General features: G+C 35.2%; 17 protein-coding genes. All 17 read right to left on the reverse strand.

Annotated features, from left to right (window positions below; translation table 11 throughout):
* Positions 1–3: 3 nt before the first annotated feature.
* The 17 genes from ACO05S_RS02625 to ACO05S_RS02705 all read right to left on the reverse strand — a co-directional run bounded on the left by ACO05S_RS02625 (position 4) and on the right by ACO05S_RS02705 (position 20,073).
* Positions 4–1,191 (reverse strand): NADH-ubiquinone oxidoreductase-F iron-sulfur binding region domain-containing protein, encoded by a 1,188-nt coding sequence (locus ACO05S_RS02625; protein WP_421919996.1) that lies wholly within the window; start codon positions 1,189–1,191, stop codon positions 4–6.
* Positions 1,192–1,229: 38 nt separating this feature from the next.
* The gene (gene nuoE, locus ACO05S_RS02630; RefSeq protein WP_421919997.1) at positions 1,230–1,697 is read right to left on the reverse strand and encodes an NADH-quinone oxidoreductase subunit NuoE; all 468 of its coding nucleotides are present in this window, start codon (positions 1,695–1,697) and stop codon (positions 1,230–1,232) included.
* Between the two features lie 367 nt (positions 1,698–2,064).
* A complete protein-coding gene (locus ACO05S_RS02635) occupies positions 2,065–2,559 on the reverse strand; it encodes a threonine/serine exporter family protein (protein ID WP_421919998.1) in 495 nt (164 codons plus the stop codon).
* Between the two features lie 3 nt (positions 2,560–2,562).
* Positions 2,563–3,336 carry a threonine/serine ThrE exporter family protein gene (locus tag ACO05S_RS02640; protein WP_421919999.1) on the reverse strand — a complete coding sequence of 258 codons (774 nt, stop codon included), beginning with the start codon at positions 3,334–3,336 and terminating at the stop codon, positions 2,563–2,565.
* 839 nt (positions 3,337–4,175) lie between these two features.
* A complete protein-coding gene (locus ACO05S_RS02645) occupies positions 4,176–5,738 on the reverse strand; it encodes a S41 family peptidase (protein ID WP_421920000.1) in 1,563 nt (520 codons plus the stop codon).
* A 324-nt stretch (positions 5,739–6,062) separates the two neighbouring features.
* On the reverse strand, positions 6,063–6,827 hold the full coding sequence (locus ACO05S_RS02650; RefSeq protein WP_421920001.1) for a peroxiredoxin-like family protein: 765 nt from the start codon (positions 6,825–6,827) through the stop codon (positions 6,063–6,065).
* A gap of 631 nt (positions 6,828–7,458) precedes the next feature.
* The gene (gene buk, locus ACO05S_RS02655) at positions 7,459–8,535 is read right to left on the reverse strand and encodes a butyrate kinase (protein ID WP_421920002.1); all 1,077 of its coding nucleotides are present in this window, start codon (positions 8,533–8,535) and stop codon (positions 7,459–7,461) included.
* Between the two features lie 202 nt (positions 8,536–8,737).
* Positions 8,738–10,075, reverse strand: coding sequence for a serine hydrolase domain-containing protein (locus ACO05S_RS02660; protein WP_421920003.1), 1,338 nt, complete (start codon positions 10,073–10,075; stop codon positions 8,738–8,740).
* Between the two features lie 548 nt (positions 10,076–10,623).
* A complete protein-coding gene (locus ACO05S_RS02665; RefSeq protein WP_421920004.1) occupies positions 10,624–11,931 on the reverse strand; it encodes an adenylate/guanylate cyclase domain-containing protein in 1,308 nt (435 codons plus the stop codon).
* Between the two features lie 11 nt (positions 11,932–11,942).
* Complete coding sequence (locus ACO05S_RS02670; RefSeq protein WP_421920005.1) at positions 11,943–13,232, reverse strand: cyclic nucleotide-gated ion channel; 1,290 nt, start codon at positions 13,230–13,232, stop codon at positions 11,943–11,945.
* A gap of 107 nt (positions 13,233–13,339) precedes the next feature.
* Positions 13,340–14,461, reverse strand: coding sequence for an ABC transporter permease (locus ACO05S_RS02675; RefSeq protein ID WP_421920006.1), 1,122 nt, complete (start codon positions 14,459–14,461; stop codon positions 13,340–13,342).
* Between the two features lie 12 nt (positions 14,462–14,473).
* Positions 14,474–15,580: an ABC transporter permease gene (locus ACO05S_RS02680; RefSeq protein WP_421920007.1), complete on the reverse strand. Its 1,107-nt coding sequence runs from the start codon at positions 15,578–15,580 to the stop codon at positions 14,474–14,476.
* 17 nt (positions 15,581–15,597) lie between these two features.
* On the reverse strand, positions 15,598–16,344 hold the full coding sequence (locus ACO05S_RS02685; RefSeq protein WP_421920008.1) for an ABC transporter ATP-binding protein: 747 nt from the start codon (positions 16,342–16,344) through the stop codon (positions 15,598–15,600).
* Positions 16,337–17,284: an ABC transporter ATP-binding protein gene (locus ACO05S_RS02690; RefSeq protein ID WP_421920009.1), complete on the reverse strand. Its 948-nt coding sequence runs from the start codon at positions 17,282–17,284 to the stop codon at positions 16,337–16,339. Before ACO05S_RS02690 ends, ACO05S_RS02685 begins: the two co-directional genes overlap by 8 nt.
* Complete coding sequence (locus ACO05S_RS02695; RefSeq protein WP_421920010.1) at positions 17,268–18,152, reverse strand: HlyD family secretion protein; 885 nt, start codon at positions 18,150–18,152, stop codon at positions 17,268–17,270. The genes ACO05S_RS02690 and ACO05S_RS02695 overlap by 17 nt, the downstream gene beginning before the upstream one ends.
* 5 nt (positions 18,153–18,157) lie before the next feature.
* On the reverse strand, positions 18,158–19,459 hold the full coding sequence (locus ACO05S_RS02700) for a TolC family protein (RefSeq protein WP_421920011.1): 1,302 nt from the start codon (positions 19,457–19,459) through the stop codon (positions 18,158–18,160).
* Positions 19,460–19,464: 5 nt separating this feature from the next.
* Positions 19,465–20,073, reverse strand: coding sequence for a TetR/AcrR family transcriptional regulator (locus ACO05S_RS02705; RefSeq protein WP_421920012.1), 609 nt, complete (start codon positions 20,071–20,073; stop codon positions 19,465–19,467).
* Between the last annotated feature and the right edge of the window lie 22 nt (positions 20,074–20,095).

Here is a 20,095-nt window from a genome sequence, read left to right on the forward strand (position 1 = left end):
TAACTAGTAAATCATCTCCTCACGGAAATTTTCTACAATTGAAGAGAATGAATTAGCCACTGACTGGCCCAAACCACATTTTGCGGTCAGCTTCATTGTATCAGTTAGTTTAAGTAAATGATCTAAATAAGAGGCTGGTTTTTCGCCACGCTTCACGGCCTTAATACCTTTTAAAAGCTGTTGACAACCCACTCTGCATGGGGTACATTGTCCACAAGATTCCTCCTCGAAGAAATCCAAATAGTTATTCAGCACATTATACATGGAACGAGAGCTGTTAAAAATCATCATCGATCCTCCTGTAGGCAAAGAAATACCCGTTAGTTTTCCTTGATATCCAATTGTTGTTTTTACAAAACGCTTGCGAGGCACAAGAAAACCTGATGCCCCACCAACTTGTACTGCCTTTGTATCACCATCACCAAAATCTTCTACAAAGTCTTGAACAGTCATACCAAGTTCAAGCTCGTAAATTCCAGGTATTGGAGTATCGCCTGAAACCGAAAATACTTTTGAACCGCGAGAGTCTTTTACTCCCAATTCGCGGAATTTTTTTGCACCATATTTTAAAATCGTATATGAATGTGCCAATGTTTCAACATTGTTGATTACAGTTGGCTTGTCCATATAACCTTTCTCTGTTGGAAATGGAGGCTTATTTCTAGGCTCCCCACGTTTGCCTTCCATAGATTCGAATAAAGCACTCTCCTCACCACAGATATATGCACCACTTCCCATGAAAATATCCACACGAAAATCCAAACCTAGTTCATCCAATATATCATGAAACTTTCTTAATTCCTTTTTAAGGTCAGGAACCAAGAATCTGTATTCTCCTCTTAAATAAATGTAGCCTTTTTTTGCGCCAATAATTTTTGCACAAACAGCCATACCCGATAGCACTTTATGAGGAACTCTGGTAAGAATTTCCCTGTCTTTAAAAGTTCCGGGTTCGCCTTCGTCGGCATTACAAATCACAAATTTTTCTTCTTCTTTTTGCTCGGCAGTTAATTTCCACTTTAAACCTGTTGGAAATCCTGCTCCCCCTCTACCCTTGAGACCGGAATTAACCATCTCATTTATTACTTCTTGATTGGACCTTGCCAATGCATTTCTTAGAATCTCTTTACAATCTTGCTCATTTTTAAAGATAAGATCGATTCTATGAAGATGTTTTTTAGTTGTTGTCATACCTCAGGGTATTTAGAATGTTAGTTTGCTTTCAAATATTAATTTTCTTCCCGATACTCACGTAGAATATCAACTACCGATTCCGGTGTTAATTCGGTATAAACCTCATCGTTAACCAACATTGCCGGAGCCTTGTGACACCATCCTAAACAGTTGGTTTGAAGAATGGTAAATTTTTTATCCACGGTAGTTTCGCCCACCTTAATTTTTAAGAAGTTCTCTATTGCTTGTATGATTTGGTTTTTACCTTTCATTGCACAAGTAATTGTTTTGCATACTCGAATTACATACTTACCGCGTGTTTCTGTGTCCAGAAACGAATAAAAAGTAGCCGTTCCGTAAACATCAGCAGCAGGTATGCTCATCTCTTTGGCAATCTTTAATATTGCCTCTTCGGATAGGTATCTTTCCTGATCGATTACTCCCTGAAGAATTGGAAGTAAATTATTGCGATCCGTACCATGTTTGGCAACTAAATCATGCACTAATTTCTCTTGAAAATCCATACACTGTAGTTTTAAGGGTTAATATTAATAGAGTTTCACTTTGAATATAAAAAAATTAAAGAAAATTTTCTCTATTAGTTCAAAAAACCTTAATTGCCAATCCTTTACCAAACCACAAAAAAACAAAGCTTAACTTAACAAGTCCGCAACTTCTAAACACTAGCAAACAAAAGGCATTTAGAAATTTTTCCTTATAAATTTTTTTTAATACGTTCAACATAAAGTGCCGTACAACACATTTAATTTGAATTTAGACTTCTTTTAAAGAAGTAAATAACATGACAAAACTCATTAAAAAAGCCTTCAGCAGATTTGCGAAGGCTTTATTTTTTAATGCTTTAAGCTTTTACTCCGGTATTACCATATTTTAAAATTTATCCTTTTGAATATAGTGCACTGAGTTTTTTCTAAATAGAAGGTATGGCGAACTAATCCCGATTGCCAAAAAACACAATATAAATAATGCTTTTATTCCATTGGAACAGATATCTGAAAGCAAATTGACAAATTCCGTTTCGCTGAACTCATTACTATCAACAAGTTTTACAAAACCAATCATCATACGGTACAGAAAAATTCCTGGCACCATTGGTATTACAGACGGAATTGCGATGGTTAAAGGTGGCTTTTTAATGTAAAGTGCAAAATAATAGCTTAAAAACCCGACAAATATTGCACCCAAAAAGGATGTAATAATCATATCCAAATCGAAAAGCAATCCTCCAATTTTAATAAAAATGCCAACAGCACCTAGAAAAAAAATCGTTAACAAAGAAGAACGATCCGTATTAAATAGAATGGCAAAACCAATTGCCGCAGTTCCTCCGGCCAAAGCTTTTAATGCCAAGTATATATAGTCCATATTTTAGAAATTGAATATTAGTATTGAACAAATCATCCCTATTGCGATCATAAAGGAAATCACCAAACCATTGATAAGCCGAATCATCCCATTCAACAGGTTTCCATCAATAAAATCGGTAAACGAATTGATTAATGGAACTCCCGGAATAAGAAACAATACTGAAGTTGCAAATCCCTGCTCTAAGCCCGCTTCCGGCAAAAAAAACCTGAAAGTCCCAGCTGTTAGGGTTGCTCCAAATGCTGCCAAATACACACACATATATGGGTTCAAATGAATCCGTGTTGCTTCCTGCCTTACAAAAAGACCAATAAATGTGGCTATAAAGCAAATAGCCATTGAAAAAGGATTTCCTCCTGTAAGAAAACAAAAACTGGAGCCAGCCAAGGAAACAGCACTTAAAACAATAATTCTATGATAGTGTGGAGTATTGGCAAGTGTGTTGAGCTCACTGTTAATGCGGCTCAATTCCCATCTACAGCTTTCGACACTCATGCTCATTCTGCTGATGCCAGAAACAATTTTGAAATTAACCCCAGGAGAGGCGGTTCGTTTTACGCTGTTAAAAACAGGCTCTTCTTGTTGGTTTAATAGTGTTAAAATGATGGCTCTATGAGTAATTAGTACATTAACATGCATGTTAAAAGAGCATGCAATTCGTTGCAAAATTATTCTAATACGAGCAGTACAAGCGCCTGAACTTTGCAACATTGAACCAATTCTCAGTAAAATCATCCCAATTTCCTGAATATCGTTTTTATTCTGATTGGTTTTCATAGAGTATATAATAGAACATTTGTATTTAAAATTAAAAAGCCGACATATACATAAAACGCTAGTAATAGATTGCATTATCGAAATTGCCCGATTGAAGTAAATTGTACCAATTTGTTTCTAAAATGTAGTAAGTTGCTTTGCACTTAGAATACTTTTTAAAAAACTCCCGAATCGATTTTGATACAGGTTATGGCTTGTTACATGCGAAGGGCATAATTATTAAAAGGATGCAATTGGTATTATTTATACGTTTTTTGGCTTTCAATAAACCGACCACAAATTTAATGTATTTTACACTTTGTTATCAATTTTTGTCCTTTATAAAATTCCAGATTTTGCCAGAAGAAAAATAAGCTATCTGTTATCTAAAAAAGTACCTGATTCGAACCGACCAAGCTTGCAGAAACACCTAGGGCTTTCCGATTTCAGGCGGAAGCGATTTTTAATCCCAAAAACCCTTTCCGATTTCAGGCGGAAGCGATTTTTAATCCCAAAAACCCTTTCCGATTTCAGGCGGAAGCGATTTTTAATCCCAAAAACCCCCTCCGATTTCAGGCGGAAGCGATTTTTAATCCCAAAAACCCCCTCCGATTTCAGGCGGAAGCGATTTTTAATCCCAAAAACCCCCTCCGATTTCAGGCAGAAGCGATTTTTAATCCCAAAAACCCTCTCCGATTTCAGGCGGAAGCGATTTTTAATCCCAAAAACCCCCTCCGATTTCAGGCGGAAGCGATTTTTAATCCTAAAAACCCTCTCCGATTTCAGGCTGAGGCGATTTTTAATCCCAAAAACCCCCTCCGATTTCAGGCGGAGGAGGTTCCTGGCAATACTGTTATTTATTAGTTACCAGTCATTTCAAGTATTTTCAACAGCTCTGAATTCGGATCAAAGTCATATTTCTTATAGTCCTCCCAGTTCATTTCATGATCCGGTCTTAGTATTTGCGCTGATTGTGAATTTTCCTCGAATAATATTTGCTTAGAATTTGAGAGACTTCCGCGTATTTTTGTCTCTGGTAAGCTTACATTTGTTGTTTCCATAAATGCAATACCGGCCTGTCTTGAAGCCACTCCAAAAATTGTTGTTCTTCCAAGTCTTTTTAAGAAATAGATAAAATGATATGCAGCACTAAAAGTCTTGGCCGAACATAAAACAAAAATTTTAACATCAGTCATCGGTTTAGTTTTTTTCAAATATTCAGCCCCAAACCCATTGTAACCACTTCTGACCATTTTCTTTTTCTGCTCAAAAGATAAATTTGGATTTATATTACCGAAACTACCAAATGTGTAATCTCCGATTTTAAAGTTTGAGTAGTAGGTTTGATTAAAATCTTCAATTGTGCTAAATCCTATTTTTTGCAGATATAATGGAGAAATTCTTCTTATCATTTCAGCACCAAAATCAAAGTTTAAATACTTTTTACCATAAAGAACATATAATAATGGATTTACAATAGGTGTCATCCCTCCACTATTTTCTCGTAAATCAATGATAAGGTATTTTGAGTTCTTTTCTCTCATTTCTTTCGACAACTTATAAAACTGCTCGTAAAGTGAAGGGATTCTTAAGATATCTTGTTCAATATCTCCGGATTGTTTTTCGTTTAAATAGTTATATGCCCAATTTAAATTGCCCTGAATCCAGTCTGGAGAATTTTTGTAGGTATTTTGTACAACTTCTCGACTCAAAATACTATTCCAAGCTAAATATCCAATGTTCTTATTTTTACCAATCATCGAATAATAGAGTAAGCCATTATCGTTTTCGAACTCAATCTTTGATTTTTTATCAAGATATTTCACCTGCTCAGTTTTGTATGAAATTATTTCGGAATCACCATTGTTAAACTTTAATTTTAAGCTGTTTGAACTTTCAAAAAATTTAAGAGAGAGTTGATAATCTGCAATGATTTTAATTAGGTTGTAATATTCTCCCGAAATGTTTTCTGATGGCAAAAACGATTTTGCTTTTTTTCTCCAAGTATCAATTTCTATGTCATTAATTTGAACAATTGGTTTTCCAATCAGGTTTTTATATTCCTTGATTGTATTATTAATAAAAACTTTGTCAGATGAAACTTTAAATTGCATTGGAAAATATTTTTGCTCAATATTCTCAGATTTGTTAAAATACAAGTTCGTATGACCATCATTTAATTTTGAAAGAAACTGATTTATTAAAATAACAAACTCGTCATTTGTTAATGAATCGGTAATTCTATTTTTGAATTTTTCCTTTTCTTTAAAAAAGCCAATTCTTCCACCAAATCCGGTATATGGATCAGGATGCGTTTCAATCAGTTTTTCTATGAAATATTCAAAATCGGACAAATATGGATTCTCCTGTCCATTTGATATTGTGCTTATTAAAAGCAGAAGAATTATCAGATAATTTCTCATTTATGTGGTGTCTTTTTTTAATGCCAAGAAAGAGTAGATCGTCCACTCAAATTATTGTGACTACAAGTAACGATAATAGCAGTTTTTATTATGAAACGAGCAAGATCAAAATAATTATTAAACATACATGTTAATAATTATTTTGATCTTGCTCGTTTCATAGGTAACACCAGTAGTAAAATGGATTTATTTTCCAAAAACGCATTTGAGCAGTTCCTTATAAACCGGAATGAACAATTTCTTATATTGTTCTGGCTGCTTAGTTGCTATGTCACAAACACTTATTTATTGTGCATGCTTTAGTATATTCTATTAATATCTTATTTAATGATTCTTTAAGAAATTGGTTAATTCAGAAGGCTCAGCTCTATTTCGATAGTCTGCATCCAAAAAAGCATATACAATTTCACCTTTTTGGTTAATTATATAGGTTGCAGCTAATGGAAGTTCATTAGATTGATCTCCGTTATGATCATTTAGTTTAAATGCTTGATTGTACATTTCTGCTACTTCTTGTGTAAGTTGAAAAACAATACCATACTCTTTGGCAACTTTATTTCCGACATCACTTAAAACTTCGAACTGTAAATTTTGCTTTTCCGAAGTACTAATCGATTCATCAGGCAATTCGGGTGTTAAAGCGATTAAATTGGCCCCATGTGCTTTAAAATTTGATAATTCTTCCTGCAATGCATGAAGTGTTAAATTGCAATAAGGACACCAGTTACCACGATACCAAGTCAACACAACTTTCCCCTTTTTTAAGTAGTCCGATAAATTCACAGGCTCTCCCAAGGCATTGTTTAAGGTAAAATCAGGTGCTTTGTCACCTACCTGTTTCGCTGTGCTTTCGATCCCGGTTTTTTCAACCGATTCTATGCCTTCCTTGTAAGCTCTTTTTATGTGGTCGTCCGCTTTAAGTGCAAAGGCTGTTTTTATCTCCTCCAATTTCAACTTAAGTGAAGTATTGCCTTGTTTTTTCATATCACTTTCTTTATTCATTTCAACATTATCATTCGATTTTTTTCCATGATTACAAGATATAATCAGGAAACTAAGAAAAACCATAGTTAAGATTTTAATCTTCATTTTAATTCAGTTTTTTAGGATTTATAAATTGGCTGCAACTTTAAATTGATCAATTTACTGTCTTTGATATATGATCAAAAAATAGCTCCTTAATTTTCCGTTTCTTTATTCCTCAAAATTGTAGATTCAGTTCTTCCACTTTTCCGACTAAGGTGAAATATATGATTTTTTATTCTATTAACTCACTTTTGTTTTGAAGATCAATAAACCTTTACAAGTAAAGATTAGCGTATTATTAAATCAATACTAAGGTTTATTAGAATTGTAACGCACAATGTTCTGCACTATGAGTAGTTGCGTGCTTTAACACTACACTATGCAAAGTGTTTGATGTACCAATCTTGTAATGAAGCAGGTAATTACCTAAGTTCAACTAAAAATATTGATATAGTTTGCACTGATTTTGAGTTGAGTCAAGGTAAAAAAATGGAATCATTTCATTAGCTACGGCAATATTTTTAACAAAGAATAAACTCAACAGCACAAAAGGGAGGAGGCTTATTTCACTGGTAATACTGTTACTTCACCAATTCAAAATAATTTGGGAAATCCTTTCGTTTTCATTTGCGCTTAAACACAAAAAAGCCTTCGCAAATACCGAAGGCTATCTAAATGCTATGTATAATAAGATTTATACGTACTCTTTTGGTTCTATTTCGTTTCTAAGAACCATATATCCATTCATTGCAAGTGCTTTCATTTCATCCTCGCCAGGGTAAACCACCACCGGAGCGATAAACGAAACCATATCTTTAATGTAATTCACCAAATCAGGATTGTGAGCAATACCACCTGTTAACAAGATGCCTTCCACCTCTCCTTTTAGAACTGTAGCCATTTCGCCAATCGATTTTGCAACCTGATACGACATTGCATCTTGTATCAATTTAGCCTTGGCATCGCCATCTTTGGCTTTCAACTCCACCTGGTAAGCATCGTTGGTACCCAAATGAGCAACCAATCCTCCTTCTCCTTTGATTTTCTTTTTGATATCATCGAGAGTATAGTCTCCGCTAAAACACATTTTAGCCAATGCTCCTGTTGGCAAAGTCCCCGAGCGTTCTGGCGAGAATGGCCCTTCTCCATCTAATGCATTGTTAACATCCACAACTTTTCCTTTAAGGTGAGCACCTACAGAAATACCGCCGCCCAAGTGTGCTACAATGATATTGATATCTTCGTATTTTTTATCGATAGACTGAGCAAATGCACGTCCAATTGCTTTTTGATTTAATGCATGAAAAATGGATACTCTTTGAAAATCAGGATGACCTGATACTCTGGCTACTTCAATCATTTCGTCAACCACAACAGGATCGGCAATATACGCCTTTGCTTTGGGTAAGGATTGTGCTATGTTATCTGCAATCAATCCTCCTAAATTACTGGCATGCTCTCCAAGAATACCTACTCTAAGATCTTCTTTCAAACGATCATTAACTTCATAAATACCAGATTCAATTGGCTTTACCAAGCCACCACGGCCAACTACAGCTTCAATTAGATCAATTTGAATTTCTGCGTCAACCATTTCTTTCATGATAATATTCTTACGAAATTCGAATTGCTCTGTAATTAAATTGAATTCTGCCAATTCTTCTGCGCTATGCTTGATATTTTTCAAGAAAACCGATTTATCACCTTGAAATACAGCAATTTTTGTAGATGTAGATCCCGGGTTAATTGCTAAGATTCTGCGAGTTTCCATTCGTTAAATAGTATATTAGTGTTTCAGTTGTAATTTATGGAGTGCAAAACCAACAAGTCAAATTAGAAATTAATAGGTTTTACACTAATTATGCGTGCAAATTTACAATTAAATTTGATTTTAAGTTACAATTTAAAAGCAATTCCTTACAAATACTTCTTGTTTATTGCATGTATGATATAAAAAAAGCTGATTTTATTAATCAGCTCCAATCTTCATATGTAGGTAATTTTTTTAAAGCCATTCGATCTGGCCGGGCTTCAAAATGATTAAACAAATCACGGTCTGGCCATTCTTTTACCGATCGTAGCACTCGCCTCATTAAAACACTTAGGTCTTTTGTAAAATCCGATCCTCGCCAGGTAGATGAGTTTGTAACAATCACAAAACTATATCCTCCAACTTGGTGTTTCATTAAAGCCGAAGAACCTGCCAATGAACCTGTTCTCCACCAAGTATTTGTTCTGGTTCCTTTCCAACCAATCGGACTAAAACCATTTTTGTTTGGCGCAGTCATATCAGAAATGCTTTTCTTGCTTAATATATCGGGATATCTGTCATCTCCATCTATTGCCAAAAGAAATTTCATTAACTCGGCAGCAGAAGCTACCCAAGCTCCAGCACCACCTAATGCTTCGATATTGTTTCCACCATTCGATTTAAAAACTGTTTTTCCTGAGCCATCAAAAGCAGATACTTTAATTGCATTCGACTGTTCGTAATACTTCACCTCGTTGGCATAATGGTCTTTCTCAAGGCTTTTCCCAAGATGCATATCAAAGATTCCAGCCGGATTCAGAACCTGATTCTTTACATACTCTTCATAGTCTTGACCCGACACTTTTTCCACTACCTTTTCCAATATCACATATCCCAAGTTGGAATAAGCTCCTCTACTTCCGGGCGTAAAATGCAATCTTCTTGATAAAGCAAATTGAATGGTCGTTTCGGCCGAGATTGGTGGATCAAGCTTCATTTTTTTTGCAATGGCCAATGGCAAGAACATAGGATCGCCGTACTTACTAGTATATCCTGCAGTATGTCTTAACAAATGCTCAACAGTAATTCTTTTTGTTCGTCTATCCTTTATATTGGAATAAATTGAATCATTTAAGATTCCATGTTCACCAAATACATAATCATCCAATTGCAGTTTCCCTTCTTCTTGCAGTTTCATAATTGCAGTGGCAGTAATCAGTTTTGATACACTTGCAATTCTAAAAATATGCGAAGGCTCAACCTTAATTCCTTTTTCAAGATCGGCATAACCAAAACCTTTGGCATAAAGTAGCTTTTGATCTTTTACAACAGCAAGAGTTGCACCAGCCACCTCCCATTTCTTTAAAAATCTATTGATTAAGCGCTCAGCACGCTCCATTTCAACACAATCAGATAAATTATTTGATATTCTGTGTGATACTGCCTCGATGCTACTATCGAAGGCCACAGCCTCGATTCCTTGTTTGGAGAAACTAAAATTCCGATCGAAAAAGACCAGAAGCAACACAATTAGGAAAGAAAATATTCTTCTTATTACCATTCACTAAAAATTCTTTCAACATGCTCTTCCAAGCTCACAACCCATTCAACCACAAGCTAACATGTTCTTTTCTACTTAATTCGCTACAAAAATGTTTATAATTTCTTTAAATTCCATTCTAAATTAGAATCAATTAAGAATCTAAGGCATTTTATTCATTTATCACAAATGAATGCACTTTTGCATACAATAATCAAACATTCACTTATTAAGCCGCCGTAAATATAGCAATTAAAAATCAGTAGTAATATCAGTATTAGCATAAAATAAGTAATATTTAACGTGAGTTCGACGTAAAATTCGTTCACAGTTTGATCTGATTTTGAGTAGAAATTTTCTCAAATTTTCGAAGGAATATCGGGATATTTCAAGAAGATTTGAGGAAATTTATGCCGAAAGCAGGCAAACACATAATGGAAAGTTCTCTTTACGACATCTTCACATTAAAAATTCCTCACAATAGCCCGCTATTCTTTCCAAATTTTTAATGCAAATCTATCGCAAATATAACTTTCTGTGGATAGAATTTTACATCGAACTCACGTTATTTACTCTTGGGAACATGAGCAATTTTCTTTCACTTGGTAAATTTGTATTTCATCATCAAAACCTTTCAGCTTAACTTCTCCTAAATCCTTAAAACATCCTTTACAATTAAGCATCTCCACAAATTGGCTACTAACCAGAAATTGTGTTTTAAAATTTTTGTTTAGTTGTTCGATTCGTGATGCCATGATAACATTCTTACCAGCAATTGAAAACTGCTTTCTTATTTCATTGCCAATGTTTCCTGTAATTACTTCGCCTGAATGCAAGCCTATTCCAATTCTTGTGGTTCCTCCATTGCTATCGGTAGGCAAATTGTTTATAACATCGATAATTTCCAGACCTGCATTTAAAGAGTCTTTGGCATGTTTCTCATTCTTTACAGCAATTCCAAATGATGCCATAAATCCATCTCCCAATATCTGGTGAATGATGCCATTATGCTTCTCGATAATTCTTATTAACGGATCGAAAATTGCATTTTGAAATGCTATGGTTTCTTCCGGACTTTGATGATCAGCCAAGACAGTAAAGTTTCGGATATCTAAAAACATAATTGATCCAACTACCTTGTGTCCAACCTTTTCATTACGATGCACAATCAACTCATTGGCAACATCTTTCGACAATTGCTGCCCAAGCAAGGATTCAATCTCTTTCTGCTCTTCGATACTGCTCAAGTAATTCTTTACCCTTTTTTTAATTTCGCTTGCTACTACACCTGCCACCAATCCTGCTGCAAACAAGCCAAAACTTCGCATGGCATATATTTCCTTCAGCTGCACAATATCATCTTTTGGTTGAAGGTATTCAATTCCCCAAAATGATACCAGAAAATAGCCAAGGCCAGCAAGCAAACCTGCACCTGCCGAAACTTTAAACTCTAGATGCATTGCCGATAACATGAGAAGCAAAAAATAAAACAACAGTCCATCGTATTCCAATATTAGTAAAGAATAATCGTACTTAACTGCATGATACAGCACAATAGCAGGTAAACCAAACTCAAACAAAATATTTAAAATCAAAATCCATTTGGGTACTTTAATATTGTTTTGTATTGCATACGTCAATCGAAAATATACTAGTAATTCGAAAACACAGAACAACAACCACCAAAAAACCAGCCCCCCAACAAATTGACTCTTATTTAAAAAGTTACGCAATAGATTAGGAGCCAAATAATGCAGCACCGGCAGTAGTAACGAACTAAAGATAAAAAGACCCAAAATAATACCTACTCTCTTGCGTTCAATGCGAAGAAATTCGGGATGCAGCGATTCACTAGAATGATCATGAAAAAGATACATGGTGCTAAATTTTAATTTCTGGTTAGATATATCTTTCTTCTCTTGATTGAGATTTTAATCTTAATTTGTAAGCTATGTCCGGATACTTTTTCCAGAACTTTATCGAACTCTTTTTTCTGTAACTCATATAAATCGGAATAGCCTATCGACTGTACCGTAGCGGTTCTCGTAGTATTTTTAAATAAGGCTATTTCACCCATAAAATCACCTTTCTTTAGAATCGTTAACTGTTTAGTTTCATCAGCTGATAATGCTTGTAAAGTCCCTTTTTGAACAAAAAACATTGAATTGGCCAAATCTCCGGCTCTAAACAGATAGTCGCCGGGAGTTAACACCATTGGACTAAGATATTGAGCAATTTCTCTAATAAAATGATCATCAACAGAATCAAACAGTGGAATATCTTGAATTGCACTTTTTTTAAACTCAAATAGCAAATCATTTTTTAACTTTATTGGCAAAGAATCCATTAATTCCGTTTCATCATATCCAAGCTTCTCTTTCCATTCATAAGTATAATAATTGCTAATTCTCTCCTCCAAATTCTTTGGGATTTTATGGTAATGTATCAAAGCACGAAGCTTCTCTATATTTTCTAAAAATCTCTGTTCTGCGGGATTCTTTTTTGTAAAGATACCAACTAGGGAAGCCACAAATAGTGCCAGTACTCCTACACCCAATATTTGAAGCAATATGGTAAATAGCATTTCCAGATTGCCATGCGGAACAATATCACCATATCCAACCGATGTTAAGGTGGTTACAACCCAATACAAGGCCTGCACATAATTATCGGTGTTGGATAAATCCTGCTCCAATCCATGAATCCAAATCCAGATACACGACAGCCAATGTGTAAAAAGAAAGAATCCTAAAATCATGAACCAAAATGAGATTCTTGAGGCAAAGCGAAGGTTTCTGATCTGAAAATATCGAGCCGTTCGAATTACCCTTACCCATTTGAACCAGCGAAACAATTGAAACCATGGATGCGAGAACAAAACTGCATATGGCAAAATTGCCAATACATCTGCAATAAAATATTTCCAAGACTCATAGGTATCCCAGTATACATCCTTTAGCTTAGAATGGCATTTTATGCCCTTGTATCTTGTGATATTGATGATTAAATCCAAAAAAAACAGTAAAGATATAATTAAATCAAGCGTTTTGTACCAACTCAGACTTCTCAAATTAAAAAGGAAATCCAAAGGTATTAATCCCACCTGTAGTAATACCACAAGAATGATTATTATTCTCCAGCCAGAATCATAAATCGACTTTAAGTAATTATCAGACATTAGAACTAGGTTTTTCTCAAAGTAAATTGAAATGCTATATTTTATTCAGCAAAAATAGATAAAAGCTCTCTATAAATCGGCAAATGATCTGGAGCATTCCATCCTTATTATGCTACTTTTCTGTATCGATTTACCGCAATACCAATAGAGGCAATTGCAAACACTCCCAAAATGAGTACATCTTTTGCGATATCCATAAAGCCAGATCCTTTAAGTAAAATCATACGAATGATCTTAATGAAATAGGCTATCGGATTAAAATAGTTCAACTTTTGTCCCCAGTCTGGCATACTCTCTACTGGCGTAAACAAGCCACTCATAAGCAGAAATATTACCACAAAAAACCAAGCTATAAACATGGCTTGCTGTTGTGTACTAGTTTGGGTCGAAATCAACAATCCCAAACCTAAAATACCAATTAAATACACAAATGCTACCAGGAAAATAAGCCCAACCGAACCTAAAAACGGGATTTTAAAGACATATGTAGCTATGTACAAACCAATTGCCAGTTCAAATAAACCGATTACCAAAAAAGGTATCAGCTTAGCCATTAAAAACTGAGACTTTCTAACCGGAGTAACATGGATCTGCTCAATGGTTCCAATTTCCTTCTCTCGTACCACGTTCATTGCCGACAGAAACAAACCTACCACTGTAACCAGCAATACCAAAAGTCCTGGTAGCATATAAGGAATATATTTCATTTCGGGGTTGTACTGATGCAAGTAGGTGGATTGAACAAGTAGTGCGGAAGCATCTGCAACCAAAACTTGCAGATCAGTAATAATTTTTGAATTGTAATCCTGAATTACTGAGTTTATGTAGGCATTATACAATCCCGCAGAGCTTGCATTTATGGCATTGACCAAGACCTGAATACTGGAGTTCTTTTTAAGATCTATTTTCTCACCAAATCCCTTGTCAAAAACAAGAATGGCATCAACCTGATCTTTATACAACTCTTTCTCTGCCTCTTCCACCGAGAAATCAATTTCCTTAATTGTAAAGAATGGAGATCCATTGAATTTTGAAATCAATTGTCGTGAATGAGTCGAAAGATCCTTATCTACAACATATAAATTTGTATTCTTCATGTCATAAGTTGCTGCAAACGACAAAATACAAAGCTGAACAATGGGCATTACAAAAATGATGGGCAACATGCTTTTGTTGCGAAAAATCTGTAAAAATTCTTTTTGTAACAGGTGTTTTAGTATCCTCATCATAAACTTCTTCTTTTATTGTAACCTAAGTTTAAACTTCTTAAGGCTTAGAATGATAAAGCCAATAGTCATTGAAAACAAAACCAAGGTTTCCTTCCAAACATATTCAAAGCCGACACCCTTTAGCATGATGTTCTTTAAAATCACTATGAAATACTTTGGTGGAATGATATAACTAATGATCTGCAATAACATCGGCATATTTCGAATGGGAAATATAAATCCCGACAAAATAACTGTTGGCAACATTAGCACAAACATGGAAAGCATCATGGCAACTTGCTGACTTTTAGCAACGGTAGATATAAAGATCCCTATAGATAAAGCCAGAAATATGAACAGAATGCTTTCGGCCATTAGCAGAACAAAACTCCCCAGAATTGGCACATCAAAAACAAAATATCCCATACCAATAATCATTAGAGCATTGATAAATGATAAAGCCAGATATGGCGTTACCTTACCCAAAATAATTTGCAAAGGATTTAATGGCGATACCAATAAAATTTCCATGGTTCCCAATTCCTTTTCCCTTGCTATGGATATGGATGTCATCATGGCCGACACCAACATTAAAATGGTAGCCATAATCCCGGGAATAAACATGAACACACTCTCAAGGTTAGAGTTAAAATACATTCTCGACTTTAGCTGAACCGAAAATGGCAAGTGCCGTCCTTTGTTAATTTCCACATTGTAATTTTGCAGAACTCCCTGTAGATAGTTCACCTCCAAATTAGCTGTATTGGGATCTGAAGCGTCAGTTAGAATTTGCACATTTGCTTTTGATTTTTTGATCAGGTTTTTACCAAAATCAGGTTCAAAAACCAAAATCAATTTCACTTCCCCTCTTCTAAAAAAGACATCTGCCTGATCCAAATCCTGTAGATTATCGCTCAGTTGAAAATAGCCCGATGACTTAATCTTATTGATTATTTCAGCAGTATATTCATCCTTTGAATGATCCAGCACCGCCATTTTTACATCTTTCAGATCTGTATTAATTACATATCCAAAAAGCATGATCTGTACAATGGGCATTCCAAAGAGAATCAGCATAGATCGCTTATCGCGGAAAATATGATAGAATTCCTTTTTTAAAAATCCGAAAAATCGATTCATTCTTTTTTATATTTAATCTACTCCACATTTTTAGCCTTTCTGGCCAAACTCAAAAATACCTCATCCATATCCGAAGCTTTAAATTGTTCTTTCAATTTGCTTGGTGTGTCCAAGGCTTCAATTCTACCATCGACCATTATCGAAACCCTGTCACAATATTCAGCTTCATCCATATAGTGTGTAGTTACGAAAATGGTAATTCCAGCTCTTGAAGCCTCATAAATTAAATCCCAAAACTGTCTTCTGGTTACTGGATCCACGCCTCCGGTAGGTTCATCGAGAAATACGATTTCAGGATTGTGAAAAATGGCAACCGAAAATGCGAGCTTTTGTTTCCATCCAAGCGGAAGTGAACTGATGCGTTTATTTCGTGAGTGCTGCAAGTCAAGCTGATCTAGCAGGGTCTTAGCTTTTGTATTGATTTCCTCTTTCGACAGACCATATATTCCACCATAGAATCGAATATTTTCAAATACAGTCAGATCTTCGTAGAGTGAGAACTTCTGGCTCATGTATCCGATATTCCTTTTCAACTGCTCGCGCTCTTTGTAAACATCAAAACCAGCAACACTTATCTCACCCGAACTAGGATAGGACAAGCCACAAAGTATTTTTATAGCTGTTGTTTTTCCTGCTCCATTGGCTCCCAAAAATCCAAATATCTCACCTCTTGATACTTCGAAGGACAAGTTATTATTGGCAGTAAACTCCCCAAATTTCTTGCAGAGGTTTCTCACCCGAATCACTTTCACATTCCTATTCATACTCTTCGCTTTTTACACTTAATCTCATAAAACAGTCCTCAATCCCAGGTTTAATCTTCTTTGTCTCTAATTGCAATCGTCCTTTACTTTTAAGATATTTTTCGATTTCTGTTATTGAAAAATCATTTCGCAGATCGGTATAGTGTAAACTTTGTCCGAATAAAAAAACAGATCCTGTAAACTCAAATTCTCTTAAATCCAACAAGCTTTGATAGTTATCATCACTTTTTACGGCATACAGATCTTTTCCAAACTGATCCACAATTTGAGATGGTGTATTTACTTGCAATATTTCACCATCTTTAATCAAGGCAACCCTTTCGCACATATTGGCTTCATCCATATAAGGTGTTGCCACCACAATAGTAATCCCTTTCGATTTTAAATTTTTCAACATCTGCCAGAATTCATTCCTCGAAACTGCATCAACTCCCGTTGTAGGCTCATCCAGCAAAAGAACTTTGGGCTGATGAATTAAGGCGCAGCATAGTGCCAACTTCTGCTTCATTCCTCCCGAAAGCTTTCCTGCAAGCCTATCTTTAAAAGGTTCTATTTGCATCCATATGTCATGAATCATATCCATATTATCCTCGATATGCGTATTAAAAACGCTCGCAAAAAATTCCAAATTTTCAATCACACTAAGGTCTTGATAGAGTGAGAATTTCCCAGGCATATACCCCAGAAGCTTCCTGATCATTTTGTACTTTTTTACAACATCGGTTTCACAAAGAATGATATTTCCCGAGTCGGGCAACAATAAGGTTGCCAGCAATCTAAAAAGTGTAGTCTTCCCTGCTCCATCAGGACCAATAATTCCGAATAATTCTCCTGATTTTATATCTAAAGTGATATTTTTAAGAGCTTGAACCTCATAGTAAGATTTCGACAAGTTATTGATTTGAATACCAGCCTCCATAGCTTTACAATTTAATTTCACCTGGCATGCCAATTTTTAGGCGTCCGTCATTAATAACTCTAATTTTAACTGCATAAACCAACTTTACGCGTTCTTCTTTGGTTTGAATAATTTTAGGTGTAAACTCCGACTGCGAAGAAATCCAGGATACCATTCCTCTCATACTTTCGTTATCTGTTTTATTTTTGTCGATAATCACATCAACACTTTGTCCTATTTCAAGCATAGGCAACTGATCTCCACTAACATAAACCCTAAGATCCATAATTCTTAAATCGGCAAGTTTAAACAAAGGAGTTCCAACATTTACCATTTCGTATGGCTCTCTGTATTTTTCCAATACTGTTGCAGCTTTAGGAACAATAATTTTACTCTTTTCAATAAAATCCTTTAAGGATTTTATTTGATTATCCAGACTCTCCAAATTCCCCAAAACCTTAGCATTCTCGGTTTGAACAGATTTAATCTGCTTTTCTACCACCTGTATATTTCCATTGATATCGTCCAACTCTTTTGTCGAAACTGCACCATCAGCAAACATCTGGTCAATTCGTTTTTTATCCTTTTTTAAGATCGATATTTGCTCCTGGTACACCTCAATTCTTGATAAAATATTTTGAATGCCTGATGCAGTTGCCTTTCGTTGGGCTTTTAGTTGTTCTTTCTGCAAATGAAGTTGAATCGTATCGATATATCCAACCATAGTAGACTCTGTAAACTCTTCCCCTTCAATAATTTTCATTGCCATTATTTTACCTGCATTTTCAGCCGAAATAATATAATCAACGGCCTCAAAATTACCATAGGCATCAGATTGATGATTCCCATTTCCACAGGCAATAAATAAGATTGCAAGAACCATTACCAGTACTATATTTAAATATTTCATTTTGCTCAGATTTTTGATTTTGTTATGCCTAAAATTCTTTTGTACTCACTGATAGCCTGGCTCAACTGAATTTCATGATATTTTCTATTCAATTTGGCCTGTATCTCTTTGTTTAAATCTTCCAAATAATCACTTGAGGTGATTACACCATTATCAAGCCGTGAAGAAGAACTTTGTGTAACTTCCTCCTGAAGACTTATGATCGCATCATCCTGCTCAAGTAGAATTTTAAATTTTGATATGTTATTGATTTCCTTTCTGAGCTCAACTTTTTGAATTTTCCGGAAGCTTGATAACTGAGTTGCTACCAAATCTTTCTGAAATTGATATTTTCTCTGGCTTCGTTTACTTGATTTCCAATCAAAAATATTCCAACTCAATTTTGCTCCAAGCATATAATAACTATCAAAATTGTCGTTTAACTGATTGTAACCAGGTTGACCGTATCCTAGTTGTCCAAATGCGGTAATCACTGGAAGCCTGTCCTTCTTTGTGATTTTTATCTTTTCATCCAGCAGCAAATTTTGACCTTTATACCATTTATATTCAGGTCTATCTTCTGGGATTTCATTCTGTGCAACAAACAAATCCACCTCTTCTTTAGTAAAAGGATCTGTAATTTTAAATTCATCCGCTCTTCCCATCAACTCTGCAAGCGTTTCCAAACCAGTCCTTTCAACAAATTTAATTTCATTGATCTGCTGATCGATGGAAAGCAATTCAGACTCTAAAACCTTGGCATTAAAAGCAGCTATAACACCATTTTTAACAGCAGAATGAACCTGCATTAACCTGGCATCTACACTTTTTCTTTTCTCTAATAAAACCAGATGACTTTGCCTTAATAACAGCACGGTAAAAAAGGCATCATTCACAGTCTTTCGAAGTTCATACATCCTAACTTCCAGATCAATTACTTCAATGTCTGTAGAAAGTTGCTCCAACTTGATTCTACTTTTTGTCCGCTCTCCGTTGTAAATTAACTGTTCAACATCCAAATTCAGAGAAAACTGATCTTTAGGAGTTCCAAATGAACCTGATCCAGAAAGCGGACTAGTAATTACATCTGATTGGTAACTCATTTTACCATTTGCATAAAGTTTTGGCAGAAAATCAGTTCTGAGATTCTCAATATTTAATCCCGACTTTTTAATCAATACATCTTTGCCCTTAATCAAAGGATAATTTTGTTGTACTTCCTCATGAATTTGCTCTAAACTCAGTTGGCTTTGCTGCCCAAAACCCAAAGTGATAAAAGCAAAATAAATCAGGAGCGATGCACAACTTTTGTATACTATCATCTTCATCCTGACTACATTTTAATGGATTGAATAACAAAATCAGCAACATTATCAGCTCGATGTTTTAAGACTTCAGACACATCTTCGTTGGCATACAATAGTTCACCGGCTATCGGACGGCTGATAATAGGGAATATGCATAAACTCAAGATATTCCAAAGTAATTCCCTGGGATCAATCGGTCTTATTATGCCATCCCGAATGGATTGTTCGACCTGTACCCTGGTTTTTTCTTTCGCTTCAACAATGCCTTCAAATTTCATCAAACGCAGAAAGCGATCGGGATTGGCACTAGCTTCGTTTAAAACGAAAATTGGAATAAACGGATATTCATTTAAAACTGTATAGTAATGATGACAAAGATCCCTAATTTTTGTAAACAGCTCCGAATCATCTGCCAAAAAAAACGCTACTGGTCTCAACAGCTTATGAATTGCACCTTCAAAAACCTGTTCAAAAAGTTTTTCTTTATTCCGATAATAGTAGTGAAGTAAAGCCTTATTCATTCCAGCTTCATCAGCAATTTCCTGCATTCTTGCACCTGCCAATCCTTTGCTTGCAAATATTTTTTTTGCAGCCTCAAGGATTTGCTTTTGTGTTTCTTCTGATTTCTCTCTCATACTTACATTTTAATCATTTATA

Source organism: Marinifilum sp., assembly GCF_965230805.1.
Taxonomy (GTDB): Bacteria; Bacteroidota; Bacteroidia; order Bacteroidales; family Marinifilaceae; genus Marinifilum.